The following is a 15836-nucleotide window of genomic DNA, read 5'->3' on the forward strand; positions in this document are numbered from 1 at the left end:
ATCGACGAACGTGATTCTATCTAGAGCTTGCTGCATGCACCCATCCTACGAACTGACCGAGGCGGGCGACCGTTATTTCGATGGTCTGGCGGAGAAATTTTCCCGCTCGCTGTATCAGGCCCCGCGTGGAGAGCTGCGCTTGGCCATGCTGGATTACCTGCTGCCTCAGATGCTGAACCTGAACGCCCAGCCGGTACTGGATGTAGGCGGCGGCCTGGGTCAGCTGTCGGCCTGGCTGGCCGAGCGGGGGCATGCGGTGACCATGGCAGAGCCTTCCCAGGATATGTTGGTACACGCCCAGGCATGGCATGGCCAGCGGGTCAGCGAAGGTGCTTTCAATGCCGACGCGCTGCACTACGTTGCGGCACCGCTGCAAGCGTTGCCCGTTCAAGCCCCCGGGCCTTGGCCGCTGATCATTTGTCATGCGGTGCTGGAGTGGCTGGGCGACCCGGCCCAGGCGCTGGCTACCCTGGCCAGCCTGCTGGCCCCCGGTGGCCAGCTGAGCCTGATGGTGTTCAACCGCGATGCGCTGCGCTTCTCCAACGTGGTGAAGGGCAACTTGAACAAGGCGCTGGGCGACCAGTTGGCAGGCAAGGGGCGTCGCCAGCGCTTGACCCCCATTTCACCCATGACCCACGCGCAAGTTCTGGGCTGGGCCGACATCTGCGGCCTGGAGATGGTCGACGTGGCGGGCATTCGTATCTTTCAGGACTACCTGCGCCAGGCCCCTGCCAGCGCTGACGACCAGGCCGCGCTCATGGCGCTGGAACGCCAGTACTGCCGCCAGGAGCCCCATTGGCGGCTGGGCCGCTATCTACTTTACACCTTCACCAGACCCGAGGCCGATGCATGAGCGCTCAACTGCCCGCCAGCCAACTTCTCGAACGTTACCATGGCCCAGCGGCTCAACTGCTGCCCATCGCTCCGCCTGCCGACGGCTGGCTGGTGGAGCGCTCTACCGCAATGATCAGTGGTGATGTGGCGCTGCGCCAGCAGTGGCAGGACGCTGGAAAGCTGGCCAGTAGCCCGCTGGCGCCCATGAATGCAGAGCCCGCTGGCCGCGTGGTGCTGTTCTGGCCCAAGGCGCATGCCTTGGGCACGTGGTGGCTGCGCTGGCTGTGCCAATGGCTCCCCGAGAACACGCCTTTCGAGATCGTGGGGGAGCACCAGGGCGGGATCAAGCGTGTGCCGAAGCTGCTGGCAGCGCTGGGCATGGGGTGTGACAAGCTGGACAACGCACGCCGCTGTTCACTGTTTGCCAGCCGCACCGTGGCGCTGCCCGAGCAGCCGGATGAGTGGCAGCGCTTCGAAGCGTTGGGCATGACGCTGGTGAGCCACCCTGGTGTGTTTGGCCATGGCAAGGTCGACGAAGGAACCTTGCTACTCCTCGACACCCTGGAAGCGCACTTGCCCAGGCGCCCGCTGAGCGTGCTGGACATGGGCTGTGGTGACGGCATCATCAGCGCCTGGCTGGCCAGCCGTGGCCATACGGTGACAGCGGTGGACGTCAACGCCTTTGCCGTCGAGGCGTGTCGCCAGACCCTGGCGGCCAACCAGCTGACGGGCAGCGTGTGCGAAAGCGATGTCTACCGTGCGCTGGGCGATACGCGCTTCGACCTGATCGTCAGCAATCCACCGTTTCACCAGGAGCGCGAGATCAGCTACGGACCGAGTGCGCGACTCATCGACGAAGCGCGTCAGCACCTGACCCCCAAAGGCCAACTGGTGCTGGTGGCCAATGCCTTCCTGCCTTATCCCGAGCGGCTGGAGCGTGCGTTTGGAAGCTTCGAGACGCTGGCCGACAATCGGCGTTTCCGGGTGTATCGCGGGCAGTCGTGAAGGTGCCGCTGGCTCAGGGGCTAGGTGAGGCACCGGCATAGCGAATGTCGGTAATGGTGTAGAACGCCTCGCCGTTTGGCGTGATCACCGTGATCTCGTCGTCCACTTCCTTGCCCAGCAGCGCCTTGGCCATGGGGGCATCGACACTGATCCAGTGCTTCCGGGTGTCGATTTCGTCATGGCCCACCAGGCGGATATGCAGGGCTTCCCCCGCGTCGTCTTCCAGGCTCACGAACGCGCCGAAAAACACCTTGTCGGTGTTGGCGGGCAGCCTGTCCACCACCTGTAGTTCGTCCAGCCGCTGGGTCAGATAGCGGATGCGGGCGATGACCCGGTTCAACTCTTTCTTGTTGTAGGTGTAGTCGGCGTTCTCACTGCGGTCCCCCAGCGCAGCGGCTTCCCCTACCTTAGCCGACAGCTCAGGGCGCTTGACGCGGGAAAGGTGGTCCAGAATGCCCCGCAGGCGGGCCGCGCCCTCGGCGGTAATCAGATTGCTCTTGGGTGCCTGGCGCGGGTCTTTTGCCGGATCGCGCCAGCGCGTCATGTTGCGGCCTTTCATGGTGTCGTTACCTTCCCGGAAAAGTGTCTAGCTTACGCTACCAAGGTGCAGGGCAACAAAGCGGCGATTCTCTGGCGAATCATTCAAACGTTCGTTACATTGTCAGTGTGGACGAGATATCGCCATGCCTTGAGCAGGTCTAATTCGATAGTGATAACTCAACAGTCATGACTCATGGCTCATTCCTCATGACTCATTCTTCATAACAACAAGCAGGAGTTTTCCATGCGTACAATTCCATTTTCTAGACTCTTCATGGCGGCGGCGTTGGGCGGTGCCCTGGTACTGTCGCCACTGAGCGCGTCGGCCTTCGAAAGCGAGCTGTTCTCCCTGAAGAACCGCTGGGAGCATACGGTGACCGAGATGCCCGCCAACCAACGGGAGTCGACCTTGAGGGCATTGGCGGGCGAGGCGGAGCGACTGGCCCAGCAGAACCCCAACGAGGCCGAGGTGCTGGTATGGCAAGGCATCGTGCTGGCTTCCTATGCTCGAGAGCGGGGTGGGTTGGGGGCGCTGGGTACCGCCGGTGATGCGCGCACGGTGCTGGAACGCGCCGTCGAGATCGACCCCATGGGGGGCAATGGCTCTGCGTATGTGACCCTGGGGGCGCTGTATGACCGTGCCCCGGGTCGCCCGCTGGGGTTTGGCAATAGTGCCACTGCCGAGCGGATGTTCCAGCGGGCATTGGAAATTCGCCCGGACGGTATCGATGTGAACTACTACTATGCCGCTTTCCTGAAGGAAGAGGGCAACACCCAGGCGGCGCGGGAGCATGCTCAGCGAGCCGTGAACGGCACGGCGCGGGAGAGCCGCCAACGTTCCGACGAAGCCCTTCGCCGTGATGCCGAGGCGCTGCTGCGCGAGCTGTAATGGCCGTCAAATCACGCGGTTGATGATCCGATTGGCATTCCCGGTGGCCAGCATTGATAATGGTACGATCATGTTCACCGGGAGTGCCGTATGGGCCCCACACTCAATCGCGACGATGTGGAACTCATCACGCGTGACACCCTTTACAAGGGGTTTTTTCGCCTGGAAGCGCTAGAGCTGCGTCATCGACTTTTCGAGGGCGGCTGGAGCGCCACCATGCGCCGAGAAGTGCACAACCGCCACGATGCGGTGGGTGTGCTGTTGTATGACCCCGAGCGCGATGCGCTGATCCTCGTCGAGCAGTTTCGCGCTGGCGCCATCGACGACCCTCACTCCCCCTGGAAGTTGGAACTGGTGGCGGGCCTCGTCGACAAGGACGAGACCCTGGAAAACGTGGCGCGCCGTGAGGCCCAGGAGGAAGCCGGTTGCCAGGTGGGCCAACTGACCCGATTGCATACCTACTACCCAAGCCCTGGCGCCTGCAACGAGCGGGTCACGCTATTTTGCGGGCTGGTCGATAGCCAGGGCGTGGGAGGCGTGCATGGCGTCGAGGACGAGAATGAAGACATCCGTGTTCATGTCGTCTCTTTTCCCGCCGCCTGGGAACTCCTGGAGCAGGGCCGACTCGACAACGCCATGTGTTTGATCGGCATGCACTGGTTGGCCGGGCAGCGGGCATCGCTGCGGGCGGCTTCCCGGCGCGCGGCCGTGTCAGCCGTCGAGGCCAACACCCGGTAAGGAGTCATCATGGCAAGAGCCGCCTACGTAACCGATTTGAAAACCTTGCAAGGGGAGTGCAGCGCCAACTATCTGCGCCTGGTGCGCCTGGTGGGTGACCTGCAGAGCGGCCAGCGGCGCGATATCGCCTTGCGCGGTGATAACCGGCACTTTGGCGACCTCAAGCTGGCCATTCTTCAACAGGCCCCTTACACCACGCTGGTGGAGATCTCCCAGCGCGGCCCGCTGGATGCGGTCATCGAAGGGCCGCGCATGCGCGTGCACCTTTACCATGATGTGCGCATGGCGGAAGTCATCGACTTTCAGCGCGAGCGTCATTTCAGCGGACGCTATCGCTACCCCAATGCGCGCATGCATCAACCGGATGAAAAGCTGCAGTTGAACTGCTTTTTAGGAGAGTGGTTGGCCCATGGGCTGGCCCATGGTCATGTCGTCGATTTGCCGGAGCTACCCTGATGCGGTTGATACAGATTACCGATGCGCATCTGCACGCCGACAAGCAGGCACGCTCTCGGGCGGCCATTCCCTGGCAGCAGTTCGAAGCCGTGCTGGACGCCGTGGTGGCCGAACGCCCGGACGTGGTGGTGGTGAGTGGTGATATCAGCCAGGATGAAACCAGCGCGTCTTACGTTCACGCCTGCGAGGCCTTGAACCGCCTGCCGTGCCCCTGGTTCTGGATACCGGGCAACCACGACCAGCCCGAGCTGATGGCCGCAGAACGCCCGATGCTGGATGAAGTCGACCTGGAACAGTGGCGCCTGTTGCTGCTGGATACCCATGTGCCGGGCAAGCCCCATGGCGAGCTGGGAGCGAGCAAACTCACCGCCCTGGCCGAACGGCTGGAGCAGGACGAGCGGCCGGTGGCCATCGTCATGCACCACCCGCCGGTGGATGTCGGGGCGGCCTGGATGGATGCGATTGGCTTGCAGGACCGCGATGCGTTCTGGCAGCTGTTGAGCGCTTACCCCCAGGTCAAGATCATTCTGTTTGGGCATGCCCATCAGGCCTTTGCCCAGCATCAGCCGCTGGCGGGCTCGGCGATAGGCACTTATGGTTGCCCCGCCACGTCAGACCAGTTTCTGTCCGGTGCGGAAACCTTTGCAGTGGATGAAGCGTCGCGGCCGGGTTATCGCGTGGTGGAGCTGCACGGGGAGGAGTGGCAGACCTGGGTCGAGCGTATCGACCTCTGATGCTTTTCTGTTTAGTTGATAAAGATATAAAAAGATAGTTATTAATTCTTTTGGGTTATTATTGACCTGGCGTTACCCTACCCACAAATGCCCGCCTTGCGATTCATGCGCGCCGGGCGGCACACCATGTTTGCACAGGCTTCCTTGAAAAGCCGTCTCGATAAAAGCAAGCACCGTTTTGTGAGGGAGTAGGTAATGAACCAGTTTTCTGCGCCGTCGGCGACGCAACAGGTGCCCATCGCACCGGATGCCGCTCGATTGACCCACCTGAAGCAGCTCGAAGCCGAGTCGATCCATATCATCCGGGAAGTGGCTGCCGAGTTCAGCAACCCGGTGATGATGTACTCCATCGGCAAGGACTCCTCGGTGATGCTGCATCTGGCGCGGAAGGCCTTCTATCCCGGCACGCCGCCGTTCCCGCTGATGCATATCGATACCACCTGGAAGTTCCGCGAGATGATCGCTTTCCGCAATCGCATGGCGGAAGAGGCGGGCATGGAGCTGATCGTGCACACCAACGAAGAGGGTCGCGCCGCCAACATCAACCCCTTCGATCACGGCAGTGCCAAGTACACCGATATCATGAAGACCCAGGCCCTCAAGCAGGCCCTGAGCAAGCACGGTTTCGATGCTGCCTTTGGCGGCGCGCGGCGCGACGAGGAAGCCTCCCGTGCCAAGGAGCGCGTCTACTCCTTCCGCGACAAGTACCACCGCTGGGACCCGAAAAATCAGCGTCCGGAGCTGTGGAGCGTTTATAACGCCAAGATCAACAAGGGCGAATCGATTCGCGTGTTCCCGCTCTCCAACTGGACCGAGCTGGATATCTGGCAGTACATCTATCTGGAGTCGATTCCCATCGTGCCGTTGTACTACTCCGCCAAGCGTCCGGTAGTGCAGCGCGACGGCATGCAGATCATGGTGGACGACGAGCGCCTGCCGCTGGCCCAGGGCGAAGTGCCGGAAGAGAAGTGGGTGCGTTTCAGAACCCTGGGCTGCTACCCGCTGACGGGGGCGGTGGAGTCCACCGCCGCCACGCTGCCGGAGATCATTCAGGAGATGCTGCTGACCAGGACCAGCGAGCGCAGTGGCCGCGCCATCGATCACGATCAGGCCGGTTCCATGGAGAAGAAAAAGCGTGAGGGGTATTTCTAATGGCGCACCAATCAACGTTGATTGCCGATAACATCGAGCAATACCTGCACGAGCACGAAAACAAGGATCTGCTGCGTTTCATCACCTGCGGCAGCGTCGACGACGGCAAGTCCACGCTCATTGGACGGCTGCTCCACGACTCCAAGATGATCTTCGAAGATCAGCTCGCCGCGATCACCAAGGCTTCCAAGACCAGTGGCACCACCGGTGATACGGTGGACCTCGCCCTGTTGGTAGACGGCCTGCAATCGGAGCGCGAGCAGGGCATCACCATCGACGTGGCGTACCGCTTTTTCTCCACCGACAAGCGCAAGTTCATCATTGCCGATACGCCGGGGCACGAGCAGTACACGCGCAACATGGCCACCGGCGCTTCCACTGCCAGCCTGGCGATCATCCTGATCGACGCGCGCTACGGTGTGCAGACCCAAACCCGTCGGCACAGCTTCATTGCCGACCTGCTGGGCATTCAGCATCTGGTCATCGCGGTCAACAAGATGGATCTGGTGGGCTTCTCGGAGGCACGCTTCAACGAGATCGTGGCGGAGTACCGCGCCTTTGCGGCCAACTTGCAGGCCCCGGACATTCGCTTCGTGCCGATGTCGGCGCTCAATGGCGACAACGTGGTCAACGCCAGCGAGCACACGCCCTGGTACTTTGCGGCGGGCAGTGAAGGCTACGAAGGCAAGACCCTGATCGAGCTGCTGGAAAACGTCGAAGTCACCCGTGACCAGAACCTGAGCGACCTGCGCCTGCCGGTGCAGTATGTCAATCGCCCCAACCTGGACTTCCGAGGCTATTGCGGCACCCTGGCGGCCGGTGTGCTGCGCCCAGGCCAAGAGGTGAAGACGCTGCCGTCGGGCAAGACCTCCCGCGTGGCGCGCATCGTCACTTTCGACGGGGATCTCGACGCTGCTTACCCTGGTCAGGCCATCACCGTGACTCTGGAAGACGAGATCGATATCTCCCGTGGCGATTGGCTGGTCAGCGCCGAAGCCCAGGTGCCGCTTTCTAACGTGTTCAATGCCGATGTGGTCTGGATGCACGAAGAGCCCCTGGAGCCGGGCAAGCTCTACGATATCAAGCTGGCCACTCGTGATCTGGCGGGCCAGATCAGCGCCATCGAGTATCAGGTGGACGTCAACACGCTGGAGAAACACCCGACCCAGCGCCTGGGGCTGAATGCCATTGCTCGCTGTGAAGTGGAACTGACGGCATCGATTCCGGTGGACGACTACCGTACCAGCCCCGGCACGGGCAGTTTCATCATCATCGACCGGCTGAGCAACGTGACCGTGGGCGCCGGTATGATTCGGCGGGTCGCGGATGCCCGTGAGCAGGCCGGCACCACCGACTGGGCCGCCTTCGAACGTGACCTGAACGCCCTGGTGCGCAAGCATTTTCCGCACTGGGGCGCGAAGGACATTCGTGACCTTCTGCGCTAACGGCTTGATGACGTTATCGAGATAACCGAGTAGACGCTTAGCCGTTGGCAACGCACACTGGACCTGCTGTTGGCGCGAGACGCTGCAGCAGGTTTTCTATATGGAGACAGCGGTTGGGTTGCCCGCTGTTTTTAATGATAGATGAAGTCTTAATGATGGCTGAATCGAGACACCAAGGAGTGAAGGTCGATGTTAACCCTACTGGACGGTGGCCTGGGGCGTGAGTTGAAACGTTTGGGCGCGCCGTTTCGTCAACCGGAGTGGTCGGCGCTGGCGCTGATGGAAGCCCCCGAGTGCGTGACCCAGGCGCACCAGGCGTTCATCCAGGCCGGGGCAGAAGTGATTACCACCAATGCCTATGCCGTGGTGCCCTTTCACATTGGCGAAGAGTGCTTCGAAGAGCGTGGCCTGGAGCTGGCCACTCTGGCAGGCAAGCTGGCCCGTGAGAGCACTGCCAATCAGCCACAGCCGGTGGTGGTGGCGGGTTCCTTGCCGCCGCTGTTTGGCTCTTATCAGCCGGAGCTGTTCGACGCACAGCGCGCCCCGGCGCTGCTGAAGACGCTGATCGAAGGGCAGGCGCCTTATGTGGATGTCTGGCTGGCCGAGACCCTGGGCGCTACCGAAGAAGCCGCGGCGGTGGCCCAGGCGCTGGCCGACGACACGCGGCCAAGGTGGTTCTCTTTCACCTTGAAAGATGCCGATGAACATGGCGCTTTGCCCTGCGAGCTGCGCTCGGGCGAGTCCATTGCCACCGCCGTGAACGCCGTTCTGGCCGCCCAGGGCGAGGCGCTGCTGTTCAACTGCAGTCAGGCCGAGGTGATGGAGGAAGCACTACGCCAGGCGGCGGCTGCCGTCGCAGAGCAGGGCGCTTCGCTGCGGTTGGGCGTTTACGCCAATAGCTTCGTTCCTCAGAGCAATCGCATGGCGGCCAACTCCGGGGTCAGCGACATGCGTGATGACCTGGGGCCAGAGGCGTATGCCGCGTTTGCACAGCGCTGGCAGGCGGCGGGCGCCAGCCTGATTGGCGGCTGCTGCGGCATTGGCCCAGAGCATATTCAACAGCTGGCGCAGGCCCTGCGCCAGAGCGTTTAAACTTGCACGCAAGTGCATTGCAGATGAGCAATCGACATGGCGAATGACCAATGGCAGGCGGGTCGGCCTGCATCGGCAGGGCTTACACGACGTCAGTTCTTGCAGCATACGGCGGCGCTTTCGGTAAGCGCCAGTGCGGTCGGGGGGCTGGTGCTGCCCCGCTGGGCAAGCGCACAGGACGCCGCCGTGCCTCAGCGCGGTGGGCACTTGATTCTGGCCATCGACAACGCGTCCAGCAGTGATCGGCTGGACCCGGCCTACTATTTCGAGCAGTACATGTACCACATTGGTCGTCAGCTGTTTAATACCTTGACCGAGCTGAACGACGACGGCTCGCTGGCGCCGGGTTTGGCTGAATCCTGGGATACCCAGGATGCGGTGCAGTGGGTCTTTCAATTGCGCCAAGGGGTGACGTTCCACAACGGCAAGACCCTGACGGCGGCGGATGTGGTCTACTCGCTGAACCATCACCGGGCCGAGGATTCTCCCTCGGCGGTCAAGGGGTACATGGAGCAGGTCGCGGAAGTGGCAGCCCACGGTGAGCGTGAGGTGCATATCACGCTGACGGGACCCAACATGGACCTGCCTTCGCTGCTGGGCGAGGTGAACTTTGCGATCACGCCCGAAGGCGCCAATTTCGATGATGGTATCGGCACCGGACCGTTCGTGCTGGAACGCTTCGAGCCGGGCGTGCGCACGCTGGTCAGGCGCAACGACAACTACTGGAAAAGTGATCGTGCCTTCGTGGATAGCGTGGAAACCCGCGCCTTCAACGACGCATCGGCCCGTGTGGCGGCCCTGATGAGCGGCTCGGTCCACTTCATCAACCGCGTCACGCCCAGTATCGTCAGTCGCCTGGAGAGCGCCTCGTCGGTGCAGATCAACCGTAACTCGGGCAGTTTCCAGGTCACCTTCCCGGGATTGGCCGATCGTGCGCCCTTCGATAACCTGGATGTGCGGCTGGCCATGAAGCACGCGCTGGACCGTGAACAGCTGCTCAAGATGCTGGTGCAGGGGTATGGGCAGGTGGGCAACGATTCGCCGCTGTTCCCCAGCAACGCTTACTTCACCACCGACCTGCCCAGCCATGCCTTCGACCCAGACAAGGCACTGCACCACTGGCGCAAGGCAGGGGTAGAGCGGCCCATTCGCTTGAGCGTGGCCGATGGGGCGACGTTCGAAGGGGCGGTGTCGGCGGCAGAGCTGTATCAGCAGTCGGCCCAGCGGGCGGGCATTCCGCTGGAGATCAACCGTGTACCGGCGGATGGTTACTGGTCGGAAGTGTGGCGTCAGCATGAGTTCTGTGCCTCGGGCTGGTCCAGCCGTCCCACGGCCGATGCCTACCTGTCGATGGTCAACCTCTCCAATGCGCCCTGGAACGAGTCGCGTTGGGCCAACGAGCAGCTGGATCAACTGATCATCGCCGCCCGTGGCGAACAGGACGAAGCCACCCGCCGCCAGATGTACCACGATATTCAGGTGCTGTATCAACAGGAAGGCAGCACCGTCGCGCCGCTGTACATGGACTCCATTTCCGCGACGAGTGCGAATGTGCGTGGGTACGTGGACGTGCCGGGAGAGGTAGCGACCCGCTCCGTTGAGAAGATGTGGCTGGTGGGCTAGCGCCCGTCAAATCTCGCCGTGTCGCCAGCGCGCCCCCACGTCAGTGGGGGCGCGCCTGTTTGGGTTATTCCGCGTTGGGGAAGAACAGCTGCTGGTCGTTGACCTTGAAGTCGGCAATCGCTTGCTGGCCTTCGTCGGACACCAGCCACTCGTGCCATTGGCCCGCCAGCTCATGTTTCAGGTGCGGGTGCTGCTCCTGTGACAGCAGCAGCGAACCGTATTGGTTGAACAGCGCTTCGTCGCCCTCGAACAGCAGGGTCAGGTCCTGCGGGTTTTCAAAGGCCACCCAGGTGGCGCGGTCGGTGAAGCTGTAGGCGTTCATGCCTGCGGCGGTATTCAGGGTCGGCCCCATGCCGCTGCCCAGCTCACGGTACCAATCTCCTTGCGGTGTGACGCCTGCATCTTCCCAAAGGCGCAGTTCGGCGCGGTGAGTGCCGCTGTCGTCACCCCGTGAGGCGAAGGGCGACTCGCTGTCGGCGATCCGCGCGAAGGCGTCGCTGACGCTGTCACTATCGGCGATGTTGGCGGGGTCATCGCTGGGTCCCACGATCACGAAGTCGTTGTACATCACATCCAGCCGCTCGGTGGCATAGCCATCGGCAACGAACTGCTCTTCGCCTGCGGTATCGTGAACCAGCAGGCTATCGGCATCGCCACGACGAGCGATTTCGAAGGCCTGGCCAGTGCCGACGGCCACCACGCGCACATCGATCCCGGTCGCTTCGGTAAAGACCGGCAGGATGGCTCCAAACAGCCCCGAGTTCTCGGTAGAAGTGGTGGAAGCCAGGGTAATGTAGTCATCATTGGCCAGCAGCGAGGCGCTCCAGGCCAGTGCCGTGGTGCATAGGCTGGCGGTAACGAGGGTAGTGGTCTTGTTCACGGTCCTGCTCCTTTGGGTATTGTTCAAGCGTCGTGGTGGGGCTTGCTAGAGTAGGGCTTGCCAGAGTAGGGCTTACCAGACCAGCTCGCCCCGTATGAACGCCCTGGCTTGCGCTGTTGCCGGGGTGTCAAAAAAGTCTTCTGCCGAGGTGTGTTCGATCAACTGACCGCTGTACATGAACAGCACGTCGTCGGCCAGACGCCGGGCCTGGTGCAAATCGTGGGTGGTCATGACGATACGCGTGCCTGCCTGATGGAACTCATTGACCGCGTCTTCCACGGCCTTGATGGCCGCCGGGTCCAGGGCGGAGGTGGGTTCATCCAGAAACAGGACGGCAGGCTTGAGCAGCCAGGCCCGTGCCAGCGTGAGACGTTGCTGCTCGCCTCCGGAAAGCACCCGGGCGGGGCGTTTGGCCAGGCTGGTCAGGCCGAATTTTTCCAATGCTTGCAAGGCCAGTGCCTTGCGCTGGCGGCGAGGCACCCTATGCACGGCCAGCGCGTAGGTGAGGTTGTCCAGCGCCGAACGGCGCAGCAGCACCGGGCGCTGAAAGACCATGGCCTGCACCGGCGGCTTGCCTTCCCAGGTCACCTGGCCACTGCTGGGGCGCAGCAGCCCATGCGCCAAGCGCATGAGCAGGCTTTTACCAGCCCCGTTGGGGCCCATTACCAGCGTCCGGCGGCAGCCGTGCAGCGCCAACGTGGTCGGTGCCAGCAGCGTGTCGCCACGGTGGCAGAAGCTGACCTGCTGAAAATGCAGGCTGGGGACGGTGGAAGCCGCGGGGCTGAGGGGTACGTTCATCCTAACCGCCGTTTTGCCGTTTCACTGACCCAGTGGGCCAGTGCATTGATCAAGGTGACCAGACTGAGCAGAATGATGCCCAGCCCCAAGGCCATCGCCAGGTTACCCTTGCTGGTTTCCAGCACGATGCTGGTGGTCATGACCCTGGTCACGCCGTCGATATTACCCCCCACGATCATCACTGCGCCCACTTCCGCACTGGCGCGGCCAAAGCCCGCCAGGATCACGGTCAGCAGGCCAAAGCGCGCATCCCACAGCAGCGTGGGCATCATGCGCAGTTGGCCAAGCCCGAGCGAACGCAGCTGTTCGGCGTACTCGCTGTGCAGGGCTTCCACCTGCTGGCGTGTCAGGGCAGCAATGATCGGAAAGACGAGAATCACCTGGGCAATGACCATGGCGGTGGGCGAGAACAGCAGCCCGAACTGACCCAATGGCCCCGCACGGGAAAGCAGGAGGTAGACGCACAGGCCCGCGACCACGGGAGGTAGTCCCATGAGAGCATTGAGCACCACGATCAGAGCGTTCCGCCCGGGGAACTGCCACAGTGCCAGCGCCGCTCCCAGGGGCAGTGCCAACAGGCTGGCCAGGGTGACGGCGATCAGCGACACCTGAAGCGATAGCGTCACGATGGCCACGAGCGCAGGGTCCATGCCCAGAATGAGCGCTATCGCGGTGCTGAATGGGTTATCCGACATGACGTTCCGTGGCCAGGGTTGCTGATAGCGGCAGGTTCATTGTGTTGGTAGGGTGTCGTTGTAAGGTCATGATGTATTTGAAAAGTCACGATGCTGGTAGGAGCATCAGGTAGGTGCATAGTGTACGTAAATTTCTCGGGATGCACGGTGCGCTGAAAAATATGCGCTACTATGCAGTCTCATGCAGTATTTGAAGGTGGGCGGGTGAGAGAGTCTTTGAAAGAGTATTCAAAAGAGTACCTTACGACGGCGGAAGTGGCGGAGTATCTGCGGCTCAAGGAGCGCAAGGTGTATGACCTGGTGCGCCAGGGGCAGATCCCTTGTAGCCGTGCGACCGGGAAACTGCTGTTTCCTCGTCAGCACATCGACATGTGGGTGTTGAGCCACCTGGAAGGCGACCAGGCCCAACGGTTGCCGCCCCCTCAGGTGCTGGCCGGAAGCCTCGATCCGCTGCTGGAGTGGGCGATTCGTGAGAGTGGCTGCGACCTGGCATCGCTGTGCCATGGGAGTGGCGACGGCATTCGGCGCTTGCTCGAAGGCAAGGCCATGGTGGCGGGTATCCACTTGCGGGACCCTGACAGCGGCCGCTACAACGAACCGACCGTGCTGGGGTTGGGTGGGGTCAAGGATCTGGTGGTGCTGCACTGGGCCAAGCGCCGTCAGGGTCTGATAGTGGCGCCGGGCAACCCGCTGGGCCTGAAGACGATCAAGGATCTTGCCCGCCCAGACGTGGTGTGTGCTCATCGCCAGCCCGATGCCGGGGCTGCGCATTTGCTGCGAGGCTTGTTGACGCAAGCGTCCATCGCGTCTGACGCGCTGCGCTGGGCCGATCACATGGCGCTCAGCGAGGAGGATCTCGGCCTGGCCATTGCTCAGGGAGAGGCGGATGTCGGGGTGGGCATGGAGGCGGCGGCGCATCGCCAGCAGCTTCATTTCATTCCCCTGGTGGAGGAGTCGTTCGATCTGGTCCTGCATCGACGCAGCGCTTTCGAGCCCACAATGCAAGCGCTGATGGCCTTTGCCCGGCAGCCGCGCTTTCATCAGCGGGCCGAGGCGCTGAAAGGTTACGACATCAGCCAGCTGGGTCGCGTTTTATACAATGCTTGACGATGGTATAAGATGCGCCACACTGGTTAGGTGCTGTACACGACTACTCATCACGAAATGGAGAGCATGATGAATCAAGCACTAAATAGTAAACGCGTTGCTATTCTGGCAACGGATGGTTTCGAAGAGTCCGAGCTGAGCGTACCTCGCGCCGCGCTGCAAAAAGAAGGCGTCGATGTGCATGTGATCTCCCCGGAAGGCAAGGAGATCCGCGCCTGGGCAGAGACCGAGTGGGGCGATAACTACCCCGCCGACAAGTCGCTTGCCCAAGCCAGCGAGGCGGACTATCACGCCCTGGTGCTTCCCGGTGGCCTGTTCAACCCGGACGAGCTGCGCATGAACGATGAGGCGCTGAGCTTCGTCAAAGCCTTCTTTCAGGCAGGCAAGCCGGTGGCGGCCATCTGTCACGCCCCGTGGATTCTGATCAATGCAGACGTGGTGGAAGGGCGCAAGATGACCTCGGTCGCCAGTGTCGCTCAGGATTTGCGCAATGCGGGCGTGAACTGGGTAGACGAGCCGGTGGTGGTCGATAGTGGGCTCGTGACCAGCCGCACCCCCAAGGACCTGGATGCCTTCAACGCCAAGCTGCTGGAAGAGCTGCAGGAAGGGCGTCACTCGGGTCAGCACGCTTAATGGCGTGGTATCACCAGTGGGCAAGCTTTGCCAAAAGGCTTGCCCATGTCGTTGCCAAACCCATGAAAAAGGATCGTGGCCGGGGTGGCATGATGGTGCACCCTTATCGTGGCTACGGCTCTCAACAGGAAATTTTCGTCATGGGCCGCGTGTTTCGACAGGCGGCCCTTGGGCGTGCCATCCCGCGGCGCGGCATATTGCGTGACACGGCCGACGTGGCCCGGCGCATCTTTCGCCGTGGCCTGGCCGATGCCCAGGTAGAGATCCGCGTGGGCGAAAATCAGCTGACGCTGACCACCGACCGCGACGGTTATTTCGACGCCCATTTGCCCATCACCTCGACGCTGCCAGTGGACGTTTCCTGGCACCGTGCCGATATCGTCGTACGTGCCAGCGGCCAGCCTACGGTGCGCACCAGTGTGGAAGTCTACGTGCCGCCCCCCGAGGCCGACCTGCTGGTGATCAGTGATATCGACGACACCGTGATGTTCACCGGGGTGGCCGAAAAGCTGAAGATGCTCTATCGGCTGTTCGTGCGCAAACCCCATCGACGCACCGCGTTTCCCGGCGTGGCATCGCTGTACCAGGCGCTCTACCGTGGCCAGACCGAAAAGGCAGAGCGTCCCATTCTGTACGTGTCCCGTGGCCCCTGGGCCATCTATGAAATGCTCGAAGCCTTCTTTCAGCTCAACCGTATTCCGGTGGGGCCGATCCTGTTTCTGCGCGAATGGGGTATCTCCTGGCGCAAGCCCTGGCCGCGCCGGGCAGAAGCCCACAAGCGCGACCTGATCGACCGCATGCTGGCGCTCTATCAGGACATGCCCTGCATCCTGATCGGCGACAGCGGCCAGCACGACCCGGAGGTGTATACCGAGGTCGTCAAAGCCTACCCGGAGCGCATCAAGGCGATCTACATCCGACGGGTGGACAGTGACCCCAAACGCGAAGAAGCCATTCAACGCCTGCGTGAGCAGTTGGCGCACACTCAGTGCGAACTGGTGTTGGCCGCTGACAGCGTGCTGATGGCCGAACATGCCCACGGGCAGGGCGATATATCTGCCCGCGGGCTGCAGGCCGTCAAGCGTGATGTCGCCGCACATCACAACGACCCCGACTGACGCTGCGCCCCCGCGCGTATCATGGTAAAACTAATGGCCCGCTTGCGGGTCTTTTTACGTAGGCACTGGCCGTCGCGAGCAGCTTGCTTTGCCGCCG

Annotated in this window: 17 protein-coding genes; 13 read left to right on the forward strand and 4 right to left on the reverse strand. The window is 62.2% G+C overall.

Features of this window, described 5'->3' with window-relative positions:
- Positions 1-34: 34 nt before the first annotated feature.
- A complete protein-coding gene (locus tag IE061_RS04910) occupies positions 35-853 on the forward strand; it encodes a methyltransferase domain-containing protein (RefSeq protein WP_193461129.1) in 819 nt (272 codons plus the stop codon).
- Entirely contained in the window at positions 850-1839 is a 990-nt protein-coding gene (locus IE061_RS04915; protein ID WP_193461130.1) for a class I SAM-dependent methyltransferase, read from the forward strand. Before IE061_RS04910 ends, IE061_RS04915 begins: the two co-directional genes overlap by 4 nt.
- A gap of 13 nt (positions 1840-1852) precedes the next feature.
- Here the strand turns inward: IE061_RS04915 and greB are convergent, their stop codons facing one another.
- On the reverse strand, positions 1853-2398 hold the full coding sequence (gene greB / locus IE061_RS04920; protein WP_081136895.1) for a transcription elongation factor GreB: 546 nt from the start codon (positions 2396-2398) through the stop codon (positions 1853-1855).
- Positions 2399-2623: 225 nt separating this feature from the next.
- Here greB and IE061_RS04925 point away from each other — a divergent pair, with 225 nt between their 5' ends.
- The 8 genes from IE061_RS04925 (at position 2624) to IE061_RS04960 (ending at position 10508) form a co-directional block, all read left to right on the forward strand.
- Complete coding sequence (locus IE061_RS04925) at positions 2624-3268, forward strand: TRAP transporter TatT component family protein (protein WP_193461131.1); 645 nt, start codon at positions 2624-2626, stop codon at positions 3266-3268.
- Between the two features lie 90 nt (positions 3269-3358).
- Positions 3359-4006: an NUDIX domain-containing protein gene (locus tag IE061_RS04930; RefSeq protein ID WP_193461132.1), complete on the forward strand. Its 648-nt coding sequence runs from the start codon at positions 3359-3361 to the stop codon at positions 4004-4006.
- Positions 4007-4015: 9 nt separating this feature from the next.
- Positions 4016-4462 (forward strand): DUF1249 domain-containing protein, encoded by a 447-nt coding sequence (locus tag IE061_RS04935; protein WP_039177649.1) that lies wholly within the window; start codon positions 4016-4018, stop codon positions 4460-4462.
- Positions 4462-5196, forward strand: coding sequence for a phosphodiesterase (locus IE061_RS04940; RefSeq protein ID WP_193461133.1), 735 nt, complete (start codon positions 4462-4464; stop codon positions 5194-5196). Before IE061_RS04935 ends, IE061_RS04940 begins: the two co-directional genes overlap by 1 nt.
- Before the next feature lie 195 nt (positions 5197-5391).
- Positions 5392-6348 (forward strand): sulfate adenylyltransferase subunit CysD, encoded by a 957-nt coding sequence (cysD, locus tag IE061_RS04945; RefSeq protein ID WP_193461134.1) that lies wholly within the window; start codon positions 5392-5394, stop codon positions 6346-6348.
- Entirely contained in the window at positions 6348-7793 is a 1446-nt protein-coding gene (gene cysN / locus IE061_RS04950; RefSeq protein ID WP_193461135.1) for a sulfate adenylyltransferase subunit CysN, read from the forward strand. The genes cysD and cysN overlap by 1 nt, the downstream gene beginning before the upstream one ends.
- Before the next feature lie 189 nt (positions 7794-7982).
- Complete coding sequence (locus IE061_RS04955) at positions 7983-8885, forward strand: homocysteine S-methyltransferase family protein (RefSeq protein ID WP_193461136.1); 903 nt, start codon at positions 7983-7985, stop codon at positions 8883-8885.
- Positions 8886-8921: 36 nt separating this feature from the next.
- Positions 8922-10508, forward strand: a complete 1587-nt coding sequence (locus IE061_RS04960; protein WP_096923203.1) for an ABC transporter substrate-binding protein — start codon at positions 8922-8924, stop codon at positions 10506-10508.
- 64 nt (positions 10509-10572) lie between these two features.
- Here IE061_RS04960 and IE061_RS04965 read toward each other — a convergent pair whose 3' ends face one another.
- The 3 genes from IE061_RS04965 to IE061_RS04975 all read right to left on the reverse strand — a co-directional run bounded on the left by IE061_RS04965 (position 10573) and on the right by IE061_RS04975 (position 12881).
- Entirely contained in the window at positions 10573-11388 is an 816-nt protein-coding gene (locus tag IE061_RS04965; protein ID WP_193461137.1) for an ABC transporter substrate-binding protein, read from the reverse strand.
- 72 nt (positions 11389-11460) lie between these two features.
- Positions 11461-12186 carry an ATP-binding cassette domain-containing protein gene (locus tag IE061_RS04970; RefSeq protein ID WP_081136925.1) on the reverse strand — a complete coding sequence of 242 codons (726 nt, stop codon included), beginning with the start codon at positions 12184-12186 and terminating at the stop codon, positions 11461-11463.
- Entirely contained in the window at positions 12183-12881 is a 699-nt protein-coding gene (locus IE061_RS04975; RefSeq protein ID WP_016913407.1) for an ABC transporter permease, read from the reverse strand. Before IE061_RS04975 ends, IE061_RS04970 begins: the two co-directional genes overlap by 4 nt.
- Before the next feature lie 216 nt (positions 12882-13097).
- On the opposite strand from IE061_RS04975, the gene IE061_RS04980 reads away from it, so the two are divergent.
- The 3 genes from IE061_RS04980 (at position 13098) to IE061_RS04990 (ending at position 15739) form a co-directional block, all read left to right on the forward strand.
- Entirely contained in the window at positions 13098-13988 is an 891-nt protein-coding gene (locus IE061_RS04980; protein ID WP_040460695.1) for a helix-turn-helix transcriptional regulator, read from the forward strand.
- Positions 13989-14057: 69 nt separating this feature from the next.
- Entirely contained in the window at positions 14058-14621 is a 564-nt protein-coding gene (locus IE061_RS04985) for a type 1 glutamine amidotransferase domain-containing protein (protein ID WP_100730734.1), read from the forward strand.
- Positions 14621-15739, forward strand: coding sequence for an App1 family protein (locus IE061_RS04990; RefSeq protein WP_016913410.1), 1119 nt, complete (start codon positions 14621-14623; stop codon positions 15737-15739). Before IE061_RS04985 ends, IE061_RS04990 begins: the two co-directional genes overlap by 1 nt.
- Positions 15740-15836 lie beyond the last annotated feature (97 nt).

The sequence above is a fragment of the Vreelandella hamiltonii genome (assembly GCF_014651795.1).
Taxonomy (GTDB): domain Bacteria; phylum Pseudomonadota; class Gammaproteobacteria; order Pseudomonadales; family Halomonadaceae; genus Vreelandella; species Vreelandella hamiltonii.

Bases quoted from the DNA above. Each gene is read 5' to 3' on its own strand.
- IE061_RS04910 (WP_193461129.1), top strand. From the start codon at position 35: ATGCACCCATCCTACGAACTGACCGAGGCGGGCGACCGTTATTTCGAT.
- IE061_RS04915 (WP_193461130.1), top strand. From the start codon at position 850: ATGAGCGCTCAACTGCCCGCCAGCCAACTTCTCGAACGTTACCATGGC.
- greB (WP_081136895.1), bottom strand. From the start codon at position 2,398: ATGAAAGGCCGCAACATGACGCGCTGGCGCGATCCGGCAAAAGACCCG.
- IE061_RS04925 (WP_193461131.1), top strand. From the start codon at position 2,624: ATGCGTACAATTCCATTTTCTAGACTCTTCATGGCGGCGGCGTTGGGC.
- IE061_RS04930 (WP_193461132.1), top strand. From the start codon at position 3,359: ATGGGCCCCACACTCAATCGCGACGATGTGGAACTCATCACGCGTGAC.
- IE061_RS04935 (WP_039177649.1), top strand. From the start codon at position 4,016: ATGGCAAGAGCCGCCTACGTAACCGATTTGAAAACCTTGCAAGGGGAG.
- IE061_RS04940 (WP_193461133.1), top strand. From the start codon at position 4,462: ATGCGGTTGATACAGATTACCGATGCGCATCTGCACGCCGACAAGCAG.
- cysD (WP_193461134.1), top strand. From the start codon at position 5,392: ATGAACCAGTTTTCTGCGCCGTCGGCGACGCAACAGGTGCCCATCGCA.
- cysN (WP_193461135.1), top strand. From the start codon at position 6,348: ATGGCGCACCAATCAACGTTGATTGCCGATAACATCGAGCAATACCTG.
- IE061_RS04955 (WP_193461136.1), top strand. From the start codon at position 7,983: ATGTTAACCCTACTGGACGGTGGCCTGGGGCGTGAGTTGAAACGTTTG.
- IE061_RS04960 (WP_096923203.1), top strand. From the start codon at position 8,922: ATGGCGAATGACCAATGGCAGGCGGGTCGGCCTGCATCGGCAGGGCTT.
- IE061_RS04970 (WP_081136925.1), bottom strand. From the start codon at position 12,186: ATGAACGTACCCCTCAGCCCCGCGGCTTCCACCGTCCCCAGCCTGCAT.
- IE061_RS04975 (WP_016913407.1), bottom strand. From the start codon at position 12,881: ATGTCGGATAACCCATTCAGCACCGCGATAGCGCTCATTCTGGGCATG.
- IE061_RS04985 (WP_100730734.1), top strand. From the start codon at position 14,058: ATGAATCAAGCACTAAATAGTAAACGCGTTGCTATTCTGGCAACGGAT.
- IE061_RS04990 (WP_016913410.1), top strand. From the start codon at position 14,621: ATGGCGTGGTATCACCAGTGGGCAAGCTTTGCCAAAAGGCTTGCCCAT.